Below are 13,770 nucleotides of genomic sequence, written 5' to 3'. Positions count from 1 at the left end.
CGCGACGAAGCCGCAGATCGGCAGAGCCCCACGTCCCTGAGAGTGCAACTTGCCCGCCTGCCGAAAAGGCCTACCGTGGGTGGGGGACCGACCCGAGGAGGCAGCCATGCCGGGTTCCACCACCATCGGCCGCACCGAGCGACTGGTCATGCTGAGCCACCACGACGCGGAGCGTCTCGCCGACACGATGGACCGGATGGCCCAGCTGCTGGCGTCCGACGGGGCCGACCGGATCACCGACGCCCAGGTCGCCAAGATCTGCGGCGGCGACGCCTCGATGCGCGCGGACTACGGGCACTGGACCGCCGAGCTGGGCCGCTATATTCGCGGCCACCTCTGAGACCGCTTCTGCTACTCTCCAGCCATGATCGACGCGCCCTGCTTCCGAATGATGCGCCCCTCCAGGGGCTGCTGAGACGCGAACGCACGCGCGCTACCGAGGCCCCGTCACCAGGGGCCTCTTGCATGTCCGCCGCAGGCCCCTCCCGCCCGACACCCGGTGAGCAACCGGAGCGCTGGAGAGCCTGATGAGCAGCTACTACGTCACCACCACCATCCCCTACGTCAACGCGCGCCCGCACCTCGGCTTCGCCCTGGAGCTCGTGCAGGCGGACGTGCTGGCCCGACACCGCCGCACGCGCGGCGGCGCGGTGCGCTTCCTCAGCGGGACGGACGAGAACTCGCTGAAGAACGTGCTCGCCGCCGAGAACGAAGGCGTCGACGTCCAGGACCTGGTCGACCGCAACGCCGCCGCTTTCGCGGAACTCGCCGCACCCCTGGCGCTTTCCTTCGACGATTTCATCCGGACCAGCCGGGACCCGAGGCACCGGATCGGCGTCGAATACCTGTGGCGACGCTGTGCCGAGGCCGGGGATTTCTACCGCAAGGAATATGTCGGTCTCTACTGTGTCGGCTGCGAGGCCTTCTTCGCGGAATCCGAGCTCACCGAGGACGGCCGCTGCCCCGACCACGGGACCGAGCCGCAGCAGGTCAGTGAGGAGAACTGGTTCTTCCGCCTCTCGCGCTACCAGGAGCAGCTGCGTGAACTGATCACGAGCGGGCGGCTGCGGATCGAGCCCGAGTCGCGCCGCAACGAGGTGCTGGCGCTGATCGACTCGGGCCTGCGTGACTTCTCCGTCTCCCGCAGCCGCGCCCGCGCGCGAGGCTGGGGGATCCCGGTCCCCGGGGACGAGGAGCAGGTCGTCTACGTCTGGTGGGACGCCCTCGGCAACTACGTCACCAGCCTGGGCCTGGGCGGCAGCGACACGGACGCGGAGCCCTACCGGACGTGGTGGGCGGGCGACGGCGAGCGGGTGCACCTGGTCGGCAAGGGCGTGCTCCGGTTCCACGCCGTCTACTGGCCCGCGATGCTGCTGTCGGCCGGACTGCCGCTGCCCACACGGGTGTTGGTCCACGACTACCTGACGGTGTCCGGGCGCAAGATCAGCAAGTCCGCGGCGGCGGGGGCGGGTTCGGGGGCGGGTTCGGCATCCGCGGTGGACCCGGCGGCGCTGGTGTCCCGCTTCGGGACGGACGCGGTGCGGTGGTGGCTGCTGCGCGAGGTGCCGCGCGTCGGCGACGCGGACTTCACCGAGGAGCGGCTGATCGCCCGCGCGGACGCGGACCTCGCCGGAGGCTTCGGCAACCTGGTCCACCGGGTCGTCACCATGGTCCATCGCTACCGGGACGGCGTCGTCCCGACCGCCACGGTGAGCACCACCGCGACCTCCGAACTGCGCGCGGTCTGCGCGCGGGCGGCGGGCCGCGTGGACGCGGCGCTCGACGCGTTCGACTACCGTGCGGCGGCGGGCGCGGTCTGGACCCTGGTCGAGGAGGCCAACCGCTGCATCGACCGCACCCGCCCGTGGGAGCTGGCCAAGGCGGAACGCGGCGCCGCGGACCCGCGGTTGGACGCGGCGCTGGCCGCGCTGGTCGCGGCCTGCCGCGAGGTGGGCGAACAGCTCCGCCCGTTCCTGCCGGACGCGGCGGACCGGATCGTCGTGCGGTGCACGCCGGTTGACGGCCGGCTGCCCGAGTCCGAACCGTTGTTCGCCCGCTTGGGTGGGTGAGATGCGCGGAGCCTCTCCAGGGCCCGGCGCCCTGAGGAAAGTGCAACTGGCCCTGTCGGCGGTGAATTCAGCCCAGGGCGTCCTGGAGCCCGTCGATGGCCTCCGTCAGGATCGACGCGTCGCGGAGGAGTTCCGGTGGGGTGCCGTCCGGTGCCGCGGACCAGTCCGTGTACGCGGATTCGACGCCCGAGACGTCCGCCGGTTCGCCCTCTCGGACCGCGTCCGCGGCGCGGGTCAGGGCGTCGCGCACCGTCGTGGCGAAGGCGACCGCGCCCGGTGCGGGCGCGGTCGCGGTGGGGGCGTGGGCCTCGATCAGCATCGCGGCGCGGCTGATCGCGGCGACCGCCGCCCGCGCGTCGGCGACCTGGGAGGGCCGCAGGCCCCGATGCCGGATCGGCTCGTTGGCCGCTGAGGCGTCCGTCGCTATCATCGCGGCCCGCGCGCCGCGCAGGTCGAGGAGGGCCTCGCGCATGGCGCGTCGGGACGCGGTCGACGGCTCGCCGTAGGCGTCGAGCGTCGCCGCCGCGTAGCGGCCAGCCGCGGCGATGTGCGCGGCGAGGCGGTCGGGCAGGCGGACGGTCTGCCAGGTGGGCCAGATCGCGTACGCGGCGAGCGCCAGCACTCCGCCGACCAGGGTCATGCCGACCCGTTCCTCCGCCGTGTGGGACAGCACCAGGCCGTCCATCGACAGCAGGAAGACGACGTAGATCGTGACCAGCGTGCTCAGCGCCATGTAACCGCTGCGCATGGTCAGATACGCGCAGCCGACCGCGCAGACGGCGAGCAGGCCGCAGACCCAGGGGGCGGGCTTGGCCGCGACCATGACCGCCGAGGCGACCCCGACGCCGACGACCGTGCCTACCAGTCGGGCCACGCCGCGGCTGTACGTCTGCGAGAAGTCCGGACGCATCACCATCATCGCGGTCATCGCGGCCCAGTAGCTGTGGCCGAAGGGCAGCACCCGGCCGACGCCCTCGGCCAGCGTCACCACCACCGCGGTGCGCACCGCGTGGCGGAGGACCGGCGAGCGCCAGGTCCAGTTGCGGCGGACCGCCCGGGCGGTGTGGGGAACGAGCGCGCGCAGTCCCGGGCGGGGCAGGTAGCGGGGTTGGGCCTCGTCGTCCTGTGCGTCCAGGGCGTCGTGGATCTCGGCCAGCAGGCCGATCAGGCGCAGCGCGGTGTGCTTGGCGATGCCGTCGAGCACCGGGCCGTCCTCCGGCAAGGCCAGGGCGCGGTAGGCGTGTTCGGGGATCGGCGCCGGTTGGCCGGTGCGGATCGAGCGCGCCGCCATGTCGAGGATCTCGGCGGCCGCCGCCAGCAGCTCCCGGGCACGGTCGCGTTCGCGGCCCTCCTCGGCGGCGCCGACGCGGGGGTCGGCCAGGGCGGCCAGCGCCGGGCGCATCCGTTCCACCAGCGAGCGGACGCCAGTGAGTTCGGACGGACGGCTGCGGGCCTGACCGGGGGTCACCTGGGCGGCGTCGCGGGCGACCATCAGCGGATCCGGGTCGAACGGCGCGAAAGGGTCGTGCCGCAACCGCCGGGCGTAGTCGGCCATGGAGGCGCAGGCCTCGGCCAGCGCCTCGCGGTGCGCGCCCCAGCGGTTGACCGGCCAGATCAGCACCAGCAGCGCCTGGATCGCGCCGCCTCCCGCGATCACCGCGGCGTGCTGCGCGGCCTCGGGGACCGTGGTCGGGAGAGTGACGATGACCAGCATCACCGTGACCGTCATCGACGCCAGGATGCCCGCGGTCTGGCCACCGACCCAGGCCATGCCCGCGCCGAAGGCCCACAGCGCCAGCACGGCCAGGAACAGCGGCGGCCACGGCGAGACGACATAGCCGACGAACGTGCTCAGCGACAGTCCCAGCGCGGTCGCCAGCGCCAGCCACGGCTGCGGGCGGTAGCTGCGCTGGAAGGTCGCCATCCCGGCCAGCTGCGCGCCGAGCGCGGCCGAGGTCGCGATCGCCGGCGTGCTCAGCGCGAGCGCGCCGAAGAGCGCGATCGCCACACCCAGCGCGCCCCTCAGCGCGGCGAGCGGCGCATTGGTCGCCGGCTCGACGCGGAGCCCGGACCTGGTGGTCGACTTGATCGAGCGGTACCAGGAGGACCTGGTGGCCGGCTGCGGCGGTGGCTGGATCATCGCTGGCCAGATTAGTGCAGTGCGATCAGTTTGATCAGGTAGCGGACGGACCCCGTTCGCTCATGCGCTGACCTGGCCGTCCGTCAGGTACGCGAGGTCCGTCGGCCGCGTGGCGCTACCCGCGCGGGTGCTCGTTCCAGGTCGCGACGACCGGGCGGTCGTGCTCGGTGCTGAGGCGGCTGATCGTGCCCGTGGCCAGCTGGAACAGGGCCCCGTCGGCGGGCGGGAGCCCGAGCCGCCGCGCCGTCAGCACCCGCAGGAAGTGCGCGTGCGCGACCAGGACCGCGTCGCCGCCGGTGCTGTTGCCGAGTGCCGCCTCGATCCGCGCGATCACGCGGTCGGCGCGGATGCCCACCTCTTCGGGCGTCTCGCCCGGGTGCTCCTCGGGGCCGGGAGCCACGCCGTCCGTCCAGAGGTTCCACGCCGGACGGGTCCGGTGGATCTCGCGGGTGGTGATGCCCTCGTACGCGCCGTAGTCCCACTCGTGCAGGTCCGGGTCGACGCACACGTTGTCGAGTCCCGCCAGCTTGGCCGTGTCCTGGGCCCGGGTCATCGGGCTGACCAGCGCCACAGCGATCTTGTGCTCGCCCAGCAGCGGCGCCAGCGCGCGGGCCTGGGCCTCACCGTTCGCGGTGAGCGGCAGGTCGGTCCAGCTGGTGTGCCGGCCCGACAGACTCCACTCGGTCTCGCCGTGGCGTACCAGGATCAGGTCGCTCATCGCCGCTCTCCACTGTTCGAGACTGTTTGGGACTGTTCGGGACGCGGGTGATCGGATCGTCCGCTCATCGTCACGCTAGCGGGTCGGAGCGGTAAGTCGCTCGCCGCGTCGTCCGGACCTGGCCCGGCGTCCCCGGACGTGAGCAGTCGCCTGCGGAATGTGGCCGCGCAGAACCGGTCTGAGCGGCGTGGGCTGCCCCGAGGGGGAGAGCAGGCCGGCCGGAGACGTCAGAGCGACCGCAGCTCCTGGGTCACGACCCGGCCGTCGACCGCGATAAACCCGTCGGGGAGTGGCCGGGTCAGGATCCTGGAGCCCGTGCCCTGGCGGATGTCCAGCGCCCGGCGCTGTTCGCCGGTCAGCACGACGGCTGCCGCGCCGGTCGCCTCGTCCTCGTCGATGCCGTCCCCGCGTCCTGGGAACCCCCGGGCGCGGACGGTCCCGGCGCTCTCGTCCTGCCACGCCCACGCGTAGAGCCAGCCGCTCCCGGGCGGCGGGACCTCCAGGGCGTCGACCTCCGCCGGGCTCGCGTACTGCTGGGTCCGCTTGCCGGAGACCCACTCGGCGCGGCCGGAGATCCAGCTGAACTCCCCGTCCTGCCACGCCGGTACGTCTCCGGCCTCGGGACGCAGCAGTTCCCCGCCGAGACCCTCCTGCCGCAGCAGCCACCCGGTCCCGACGAGGGGGTACCCGGCGAACGGCAACCGCACGCTGGGCGTGTAGATGTCCGCCCGGCCGCTCGCGGCGTCGTCGACGAAGACGGTCTCGGAGAATCCGAGCTTGGCGGCGACGCGCTGACGCTCGGTCCGCTCGGGGATCGCGGCGCCGTCCAGTACCACCCCGAGCGGGCTGCCGCCGTGACCGTCGGGACCACAGAAGACGCGTACGACATGAAGGTTCGTCATGGGCGGCAATCCTGCCGTGTCCTGCCGTGTCCTGCCGTGCGGTGCCGTGCCCTCGTGTCCTGCCGTGCTCAGGTCTGCGCCGGTGCCGGTTCCTCGGCAGGATCCGGCTGCGGGGTGAGGCGGTGCAGGCCCTTGCGGTCGTAGTAGCGGGTCATCGCGAAGCCGAAGGCCAGGGCCAGGACGAAACCGACCGAGATCATGATCCAGGCCCGGGCCAGGCCCGCGTCGGCGCGGGCGTCGAAGTAGAGGATGGACCGGACCCCGGCGCTGAGCTGGCGCATCGGCTCGAAGGCGCCCAGGAACCGGTAGAAGGGGGGCGTCGCCTCCAGCGGCACGGTCGCCCCGGACGAGGGCAGCGACAGCGCGATGAAGACGAACATCGACACCAGTTGCCCGATCCCGCCGAAGGCCGCGTTGATCGCCTGCACGCCGAGCCCGACCGCGAGGCAGGCGCAGTACGAGAAGATCCAGAGCAGCGGGATGTGCGTCGCGTCCATCCCGAGTACGGCGATGCAGGCCACCATCACCATCGTCGTGGTGAGTACCGAGATCCCGGCGGTCATCCACATCTTCAGCACCAGCGTCCGCGTCCGGTTGATCGGGACGGTCGGACGGCGGGTGTGCCACGGGCCGATCTCGCTGTCCGCGTAGCCGAGCGCGGTGTCGACGCCGTTGTGGATCAGGTTGCCGCCGACGAAGCCGCTGAGCACCAACAGCAGCGTGTAGTAGAACGCGGTCAGTCCCAGTCCGCTGTGCTGCCCGATCGGGTGGCCGACCTGGGTGGTGACCGCGACCGGGTCGGTCAGCAGCAGGCGGGTGGTCGCGTCGACGCTCGCGGTCGCGGGGGAGGCGGTGAGCTCCTTGCCGATGGTCAACGAGGCCTGGTGGGCCGCGTTCTGGTTGATCTGGGACGCCAGTGAGGAGCCCAGGCTGCCCACACCCGGGTTGGTCAGCACGGCGATCGTCGGCCGCGTCGTCGCATGCGCCGTCGTCAGCGCCCCGACGGAGGCGGTGAAGTCGGCCGGGATCACCAGCGCGCCGTAGACCTTGCCGGATGCCAGCAGGTCCTGTGCCTGCGCCTGGTCCACCTGCTTCCAGTCGACCGCGCCGACCGGAGAGGCGGCGACGACCGCCTGCGTGACCTGGGTGCCCAGGTTCTGCCGCTGGCCGGGCAGCGGTGCCCCGGTGTCGGCGTCGACGACGGCGACCGGGAGCCGGTGCAGGCTGCCGTTCGGGTCGAGGATGCCGCCCATGTAGAGGAGCGACAGCCCCACGGCGACCAGCGAGGCGAGGACGGACGGAACCAGCCACAGCTTCGGCCGGCGCAGCAGCACGGCGACGCGCGCCTGCCGCTGGGTGGCACGACCGCGCGGCGTGATCGGGGAGGCCATGGTGCCCCACGCTAGATCGCCGTGAGGGGCTCGCCCGGGCACGACACGGACAGCCCGGGCAAAACGATCGGGCCCGTGATCGATGATCACGGGCCCGACCCGATGCGTGCGCGAGGGGGGACTTGAACCCCCACGCCCCGAAGGGCACTAGCACCTCAAGCTAGCGCGTCTGCCATTCCGCCACCCGCGCATCGGAGTCTGTCTTTGCGGCCCTGCGGCCTCGCTGACGGGGATAACCATAGCAAAGATCAGCGGCCGTTCCGAAATGCGTTCCCGGGCGGTCATCACGGGCGCGACCTGCGGGGATGCGACGGCGATGCGACGGCGAGGTGACGGGGATCAGGCGAGTGGCTCGACGACGTCCCCCGGCGGGCCCGGTGCCGGACTGCGGACGCGGCGGGCTTGGGCGGGGGCGCGCGGCGGGAGAGGATGGGCAGCATCCGCACCGGATCCCCGGGACTCCGGAAACCCCGGAACTCCGGAGGCGCGGTGCGGCATCGACGCGGAGAGAGGCTGAGTAGCGTGAGCGAGACAGTGGGTGGAACCAGCGCGGTGAGCGGGGCGGGCGAGCGGCTCGGCGGTGGCCAGGGCGAGGGCTTCGGCGAGGCGGAGGTCGCCGAGCTGTGCCGGGACCTGATCCGGATCGACACCAGCAACTACGGTGACGGCTCCGGCCCCGGCGAGCGCGCCGCTGCCGAGTACGTCGCCGAGAAGCTGGCCGAGTTCGGCCTGGAGCCGCAGATCATCGAGTCGGAGCGGGGCCGGGCCAGCACCATCGCCCGGATCGCGGGCGAGGACCCGTCCCGTCCGGCGCTGCTGATCCACGGGCACACGGACGTCGTCCCCGCCAACGCCGACGACTGGACCCACCACCCGTTCGCGGGCGAGATCGCGGACGGCATGGTCTGGGGACGCGGCGCGGTCGACATGAAGGACATGGACGCGATGACGCTGGCCGTCGTCCGCGACCGGCTGCGCAGCGGCCGGAAGCCGCCGCGCGACATCGTGCTCGCGTTCCTCGCGGACGAGGAGGCGGGCGGCGTCTATGGGGCGCACCACCTGGTCGACCACCACCCGGGCCTGTTCGACGGGGTGAACGAGGCCATCGGCGAGGTCGGCGGCTTCTCCTTCACGGTCAACGAGAACCTGCGCCTCTACCTGGTGGAGACCGCTGAGAAGGGCATGCACTGGATGCGGCTCACCGTGGACGGCACCGCCGGTCACGGCTCGATGACCAACAAGGACAACGCCATCACCGAGCTGTGCGAGGCGGTGGCCCGGCTCGGTCGGCACAAGTTCCCGGTCCGCATCACCAAGTCGGTGCGGCACTTCCTGGACGAGCTCTCCGACGCGCTCGGCGTCGAGCTCGACCCGGAGGACATGGACACCACGCTGGAGCGGCTGGGCGGCATCGCCAAGCTGATCGGCGCGACGCTGCGCAACACCGCCCAGCCGACCATGCTCGGCGCCGGCTACAAGGTGAACGTCATCCCCGGTCAGGCCACCGCACACGTGGACGGGCGCTTCCTGCCCGGCTACGAGGAGGAGTTCCTGACCGAGCTGGACAGCGTCCTCGGCCCGCGCGTCCGCCGTGAGGCGGTCCACCACGACAAGGCCGTGGAGACCGACTTCGACGGTCCGCTGGTGGCGGCGATGCAGTCGGCCCTGGTCGCCGAGGACCCGATCGCGCGCGCCGTGCCCTACACCCTCTCCGGCGGGACGGATGCGAAGTCCTTCAGCGAACTCGGAATCCGCTGCTTCGGTTTCGCGCCGCTGCGGCTGCCTCCGGAACTGGATTTCGCCGGAATGTTCCACGGAGTGGACGAGCGGGTTCCGGTCGACAGTCTGAAGTTCGGGGTCCGGGTGCTGGATCGCTTCATCGACCAGTGCTGAATACGGCAGTGCTGAGCTGATTCGGCCGGCTCACCACTGAGCCGGTCTGATAATGCGGGATTTTCGTATAGGCGTGCGGGTGTCCTCACTCCAATGGGTGATCGTTGCCGGGGTTACGTACCCCATTTGCCGCAGTCTCGTTCACTCATATGCAGCCCACCGAACGGGCTGTTCCCATGGAGCAAGGAGAGACCATGCAGGTCAAGAAGATCGCCGTCGTCGTCGCCACCGCTGGTGGTCTGGCCCTCGCGGGCGCGGGTGTGGCCAGTGCGCACTCCGCCACCGCCGAGGGTGCGGCCTGGGGCTCCCCGGGTGTGCTGTCCGGCAACTTCGTCCAGGTTCCCGTCTCCGTGCCGGTGAACGTCTGCGGCAACACCATCAGCGTCATCGGTCTGCTCAACCCGGCGTTCGGCAACCACTGCGAGAACAACTGAGCCGGTTTCGGGAGAATCCGGAAGACCGACCCGGTCGATTGAATGTCTGATTGCGCGCCCGATTGAGCGACCGATCGACCGTCGCGCGGCCCCTGGAGGATTTTCCTCCTGGGGCCGCTGCATTTTCCCTGCGGTGTTAACCGTGCCCCGGGGTGCGTCCTGTCGTTGTGAGAGGTACGGGGGAACAGGCCTGGTGCACGCGCCCTGTGCGCGACCTTCGCATTCGGGCATTCCAGCAACAACCGGGCGGCCCACGGGTCGCCCGAAGGACTGAGGGCAGGGCACAACCATGCGACAAGCTGCCAAACGCGGTTTGCTCACGGTCATGGCGACCGGGAGCGTGTTGGCTTCCACTGCGGGTTATGCGGCGGGGTACGCCTTCGCCGACACGGGCGCCACGGGCGCCTCCAGCGACTCACCGGGCGCGCTCTCCGGCAACACCGTCCAGGTTCCCGTCTCCGTGCCGGTGAACGCCTGCGGCAACACGGTGAACGTGGTCGGACTGCTCAACCCGGCCTACGGCAACCACTGCGCCAACGACTCCGTCCGCAGCGTCCGCGAGGGCGGGGACGACGGTGGCGGCACCACCGGCGGCGGGAGCACGGCCAAGGGCGGAGCGCACGGCTCGCCCGGCGTCGGCTCGGGCAACTCGGTGCAGGTGCCGGTCAGCATTCCGCTCAACCTCTGCGGCAACACCGTCAACGCCCCGGGGGCGGGCAACCCGGCCTACGGCAACGACTGCGGCAACCACAGTTCCGCCACGGGCGGGGACAACAGGGGTGGCGGCGGGGTTCCGACGTCGTCGCCGAGCTGCGCCTGCAGCTCCCCGGCCGGGGGCGGCAGCACGGGTGGCGAGCAGCCCCCGCCGCCCAACAGCGGGACGACCGCCGCGCCGTCCGGTCACCGGATCAGCCCGCCGCCGCCCGCCGGTGAGGTGCTCGCCGAGACCGGTGGCGGCGGCGACGCGCTGCTGCTGGCCGGTGGCGGAGTACTGCTGGCGGCGGGCGGTGCGGTGATCTACCGCAAGGCGCGCCGTCAGCCCTCCCGGTAGGCGTCAGCCTTCCAGGTAGGAACTCAGCGGGCTGCGCACCTGACGGATGATGCGCCGTCTGAGCGTGATCTTGCGCCGCCCGTCCGGGAAGAGGCGGAGTCGGTCCAGCTCCCAATGGCCGTACTCCGCCTGCTCGGTGAGCAGGGCCCGGGCCTCGTTGCGGCTGACGGTACGGGGCAGCACCAGCGAGCGGAACTCGTACTCGGGCTGGCGGACGATCTTCTGCGGCGGTTTACCGGTGGATGGTGTGGGTGGGGTCAAGACTCTTCCTCCCGCGGACGAACACAGGCAAGCCTACGACCGGGCCGGGCCAGGTTCTCAAAAGGCTGCCCAGAGTGGAAGACCGGCAACCCGGGGCACACCCAGGGCGACCGATTCGTGATCGTTTTCCAACGAGGCGGACAACTCCGATGCGCGGGCTGCCCGGGAACGGATAGCGTGCGGGTCATGTCTGATGTCGTGCGTCCCTCCGAAGAACAGATCGCCCGGGTCCGCACCGCGGCGGATGCGGTCAAGGCCGCGATCGACGCGCATTTGCTCGCCGTCGAGACGAGAGCCGGCCAGGGCGATCCGGCGGTCGCCGACGCCTATGAGGCCCTGGCTCTCGCGGCGGACGCCTACGACGAACTGCTCGACGAGGTCTACGACGAGTTCACTCCCTTCGAGGTGCCCCATCCGGACGGCAGCGGTCTGCCGGACGGCATCGAACCTGAGGCGGTCAGCGTGCTGATCCGCCGGGATTACACCGTGACCGACCCGGGGGCCCTCCGCGAGGCCGTCGGCGCCCCGACGGTCACGGGGGCGCTGCGGACCCTCTTCAGCGACTTCGAGCCGGACCGGGTCGCCCGTCACGCCGCCGACTTCGGCCTGGAGGAGGGCGACTCGACTCTTTGGCTGCTGGCCGCCGATCCGAGCGAGCCTGGCGAGTGGCTCGCCGAGCCCTTCGACACCGCCGAACCGGAGCTGCTGATCGCCCGGTTCGACGTGATCGAGGAGTACGAGGACGAGCTCGACGAGGCCCTCGACCCCAGCTGAGCCTTACCCGGCAGCTCTACCCGGCGGCCTTACCCGGCTGAGCCGGGCACGGCTGTATGCCTGGGGTCGGCGGCGTGCTACTCGCCTCCGATGATCGTTCGCAGGCGGGTGGTGCGGGGGCGGGCCGCATGGGTCGCCACCGTCTGCGGAAGGGCCGGGCCCAGGGCGTTGATCAGTGAGAGGTGGCGCTCGGCGCGACCGCAGGCGGAGTAGAGCCACTGGCGGCTCAGCTCCGGCCCCGCCTCGGGCGGCACCACGACCACCACGCCGGGCCAGCGCCTACCGGCCGCCTGATGGGCCGTCAGCGCCCAACCGTGCCGCAGCTCGCCGAGCTGCTCGCGCGGGACGACGGCCGTCCCGGCGGGCGAGGCGTCGGCCGCTGGGGAGGAGAAGGCGATCTCCAGCCCCTCCGGCACTGCTCCCCGCACCACGCCCTCGTGGAGGACGCCGGGCGCGGGCACCCGGACGACCGCGTCGCCCGCGTCGAAGCCGCCGAACTGGCCCGGACCCGGGTTGAGCCGCTGCTTGAGCGCCGCGTTGACGGCACGCGTCCCGGCCGGGCCCGCGTGGGCGGGGACCAGGACGCGGACCTGCTCGGACGGGATGCCCAGCGCACGGGGGATCGAGTCGCCGACGAGCTGGACCGCGCGGTGCACGGCCTCGGCGGCGTCGCCGGCCTGAACCATGACGACCTCCTTCTCGGGGGCCGCGACCGGCTCGAACTCGCCGATGCCGATGCCCGAGACCAGCTCGCCGATCGGCCCGAAGTCCGGCTGCCGGGAGGCGACGACCGGCGCGGGCTTGGCCGCCAGCAGATCCGCGAAGACCCGGCCGGGCCCCGCCGACCAGAGGTCACCCGGGTCGCCGCTCAGCACCAGACGCGCACCGTCCGCCAGCGACTCCGCCACCGTGGCGGCCAACTCGGCGTCGAGTGCCGGCGCGTCACAGACGATCAGCAGGTCGAGCGCCAGCGTCCCGTCCACGTCACGCTCGCCGGAGGCCAGGAGTGTGCCGAGCGGTGCGGCGTCGGGGCCGAGCCGCCGGGCACTGTCGGTGTGGGCGCCGGTCAGCGCGGCCCGCAGCCCGAGCCGCCGTGCGGCCTGGAGCAGCGCGACGGGCTCGGAACGGGCGGTCTCGCCGCCTGTGTGCAGCACCAAAGCGGAGTCGGCGACAGCGCGGATCAGCGCGGCGGCAGAGGAGTTGGGCGCGGCGTCGATCACCTCGTCCCAGCTCGGGCGGACGGTGGCCGCTTCGGCGGGTTCTGCTGCCTCGGCCTCCTCTGTCTCCTCGCCGTCCTCGGTCGCCTTTGCCTGCACGGAGTCGTCGTCGAGCTCAGCCTCGACCTCGCCTGCCGCCTCGGGCCCGCCAGGGGCCGCGTCACGGCCGGGGAAGGTGGAGCTCAGTCGGACCAGGCCGTCGGCGAGGCTCTCCTCGGCCAGCGCGAGCCGGTCCAGCGCGAGCAGGACCTGCCCGGCGGCGGCCTCCTCGGACTCGTCCTCGTCGTCGCCCTCCTCCTGGAAGGCCATCACCCGACCCTCCGTCAGCACTGCGGCCAGGGCCTCGTCCGGGGTCGGCACCCCGTGGTCCGCCAGCCCGCGCCGGATCTCGCCGAGCTCGACGGCCGTGTGGCCGTGCAGGGACGCGCGCTCCAGCAGCCACTGCACCAGGGCGTTGGCCCGCCGCTCGTCCCCCGGCGAGGCCTCGGCGCCGAGCAGGCCGCGCGCGAACTCGTCCGCGTTGGCGGGCAGCACGCCGGGCACGGCCAGCACGGCCCACGGGTCCTCCCGCAGCGTGTCGGCGGCGCGTTCGCCGAGCGCGCCCACCACCGCCGGGGCGAGCTGCGCGGGCGCCCCCGCCTCGCCGAGCACCGCCGCGGCGTCCGCGACGGCGTCCCGTGCCTGGGCGCCGACGTCCTGCGCCTGGCCGTCGGCAGCGCGGATCGCCTCGGCGAGCTGTGCGGTCACGGCGTCCGTGGCTGTCGCAGCGTCTGTGGCGTTCGCGGTGTCACTCATCGGTCGCGGCCCTTCGGAATGCGTGCATCTCTGACGCCAAGAACGCTAGCGGCCGGCACTGACAAATCCGGAATCCGAACCACAGCCGGACCGTCCGGACCAGTGCGTCGGGCAGTACACCGACC

General features: G+C 72.3%; 12 protein-coding genes and 1 tRNA gene. 6 read left to right on the top strand and 7 right to left on the bottom strand.

Annotation, left to right across the window (positions count from 1 at the left end; all coding sequences use genetic code 11):
* Nucleotides 1–106 precede the first annotated feature (106 nt).
* Both ABH940_RS15370 and metG read left to right on the top strand, forming a co-directional pair.
* Nucleotides 107–340, top strand: coding sequence for a hypothetical protein (locus ABH940_RS15370; RefSeq protein WP_370068191.1), 234 nt, complete (start codon nt 107–109; stop codon nt 338–340).
* A gap of 187 nt (nt 341–527) precedes the next feature.
* A complete protein-coding gene (metG, locus tag ABH940_RS15365; RefSeq protein ID WP_370105470.1) occupies nt 528–2,069 on the top strand; it encodes a methionine--tRNA ligase in 1,542 nt (513 codons plus the stop codon).
* A gap of 67 nt (nt 2,070–2,136) precedes the next feature.
* On the opposite strand, the gene ABH940_RS15360 is transcribed toward metG, so the two are convergent.
* The 5 genes from ABH940_RS15360 to ABH940_RS15340 all read right to left on the bottom strand — a co-directional run bounded on the left by ABH940_RS15360 (nt 2,137) and on the right by ABH940_RS15340 (nt 7,410).
* A complete protein-coding gene (locus tag ABH940_RS15360) occupies nt 2,137–4,209 on the bottom strand; it encodes an FUSC family protein (protein ID WP_370105469.1) in 2,073 nt (690 codons plus the stop codon).
* A gap of 115 nt (nt 4,210–4,324) precedes the next feature.
* Entirely contained in the window at nt 4,325–4,927 is a 603-nt protein-coding gene (locus ABH940_RS15355) for a histidine phosphatase family protein (RefSeq protein ID WP_370105468.1), read from the bottom strand.
* Nucleotides 4,928–5,154: 227 nt separating this feature from the next.
* Entirely contained in the window at nt 5,155–5,829 is a 675-nt protein-coding gene (locus tag ABH940_RS15350) for a PhzF family phenazine biosynthesis protein (RefSeq protein WP_370105467.1), read from the bottom strand.
* Nucleotides 5,830–5,897: 68 nt separating this feature from the next.
* Complete coding sequence (locus ABH940_RS15345) at nt 5,898–7,220, bottom strand: YhgE/Pip domain-containing protein (RefSeq protein ID WP_370105466.1); 1,323 nt, start codon at nt 7,218–7,220, stop codon at nt 5,898–5,900.
* A gap of 107 nt (nt 7,221–7,327) precedes the next feature.
* Nucleotides 7,328–7,410, bottom strand: a tRNA-Leu gene (locus tag ABH940_RS15340).
* 362 nt (nt 7,411–7,772) lie between these two features.
* Between ABH940_RS15340 and ABH940_RS15335 the strand changes: the two genes are divergently transcribed.
* The 3 genes from ABH940_RS15335 (at nt 7,773) to ABH940_RS15325 (ending at nt 10,598) form a co-directional block, all read left to right on the top strand.
* On the top strand, nt 7,773–9,113 hold the full coding sequence (locus ABH940_RS15335; protein WP_370068339.1) for a M20/M25/M40 family metallo-hydrolase: 1,341 nt from the start codon (nt 7,773–7,775) through the stop codon (nt 9,111–9,113).
* A gap of 194 nt (nt 9,114–9,307) precedes the next feature.
* Nucleotides 9,308–9,547 (top strand): chaplin, encoded by a 240-nt coding sequence (locus ABH940_RS15330; protein ID WP_370068179.1) that lies wholly within the window; start codon nt 9,308–9,310, stop codon nt 9,545–9,547.
* A 325-nt stretch (nt 9,548–9,872) separates the two neighbouring features.
* Nucleotides 9,873–10,598, top strand: coding sequence for a chaplin (locus ABH940_RS15325; RefSeq protein ID WP_370068177.1), 726 nt, complete (start codon nt 9,873–9,875; stop codon nt 10,596–10,598).
* Nucleotides 10,599–10,601: 3 nt separating this feature from the next.
* Here ABH940_RS15325 and ABH940_RS15320 read toward each other — a convergent pair whose 3' ends face one another.
* Nucleotides 10,602–10,817: a DUF5703 family protein gene (locus tag ABH940_RS15320; protein WP_370068337.1), complete on the bottom strand. Its 216-nt coding sequence runs from the start codon at nt 10,815–10,817 to the stop codon at nt 10,602–10,604.
* A gap of 228 nt (nt 10,818–11,045) precedes the next feature.
* On the opposite strand from ABH940_RS15320, the gene ABH940_RS15315 reads away from it, so the two are divergent.
* Complete coding sequence (locus ABH940_RS15315; protein ID WP_370068175.1) at nt 11,046–11,633, top strand: hypothetical protein; 588 nt, start codon at nt 11,046–11,048, stop codon at nt 11,631–11,633.
* Between the two features lie 77 nt (nt 11,634–11,710).
* Here the strand turns inward: ABH940_RS15315 and ABH940_RS15310 are convergent, their stop codons facing one another.
* Nucleotides 11,711–13,645 (bottom strand): helix-hairpin-helix domain-containing protein, encoded by a 1,935-nt coding sequence (locus tag ABH940_RS15310; RefSeq protein WP_370068173.1) that lies wholly within the window; start codon nt 13,643–13,645, stop codon nt 11,711–11,713.
* Between the last annotated feature and the right edge of the window lie 125 nt (nt 13,646–13,770).

The sequence above is a fragment of the Streptacidiphilus sp. BW17 genome (assembly GCF_041262485.1).
GTDB lineage: Bacteria > Actinomycetota > Actinomycetes > Streptomycetales > Streptomycetaceae > Streptacidiphilus.
This window is presented reverse-complemented; position numbering and strand designations above follow the sequence as displayed.

Bases quoted from the DNA above. Each gene is read 5' to 3' on its own strand.
- ABH940_RS15370 (WP_370068191.1), top strand. From the start codon at position 107: ATGCCGGGTTCCACCACCATCGGCCGCACCGAGCGACTGGTCATGCTG.
- ABH940_RS15310 (WP_370068173.1), bottom strand. From the start codon at position 13,645: ATGAGTGACACCGCGAACGCCACAGACGCTGCGACAGCCACGGACGCC.
- ABH940_RS15315 (WP_370068175.1), top strand. From the start codon at position 11,046: ATGTCTGATGTCGTGCGTCCCTCCGAAGAACAGATCGCCCGGGTCCGC.
- ABH940_RS15355 (WP_370105468.1), bottom strand. From the start codon at position 4,927: ATGAGCGACCTGATCCTGGTACGCCACGGCGAGACCGAGTGGAGTCTG.
- ABH940_RS15360 (WP_370105469.1), bottom strand. From the start codon at position 4,209: ATGATCCAGCCACCGCCGCAGCCGGCCACCAGGTCCTCCTGGTACCGC.
- ABH940_RS15325 (WP_370068177.1), top strand. From the start codon at position 9,873: ATGGCGACCGGGAGCGTGTTGGCTTCCACTGCGGGTTATGCGGCGGGG.
- metG (WP_370105470.1), top strand. From the start codon at position 528: ATGAGCAGCTACTACGTCACCACCACCATCCCCTACGTCAACGCGCGC.
- ABH940_RS15330 (WP_370068179.1), top strand. From the start codon at position 9,308: ATGCAGGTCAAGAAGATCGCCGTCGTCGTCGCCACCGCTGGTGGTCTG.
- ABH940_RS15345 (WP_370105466.1), bottom strand. From the start codon at position 7,220: ATGGCCTCCCCGATCACGCCGCGCGGTCGTGCCACCCAGCGGCAGGCG.
- ABH940_RS15350 (WP_370105467.1), bottom strand. From the start codon at position 5,829: ATGACGAACCTTCATGTCGTACGCGTCTTCTGTGGTCCCGACGGTCAC.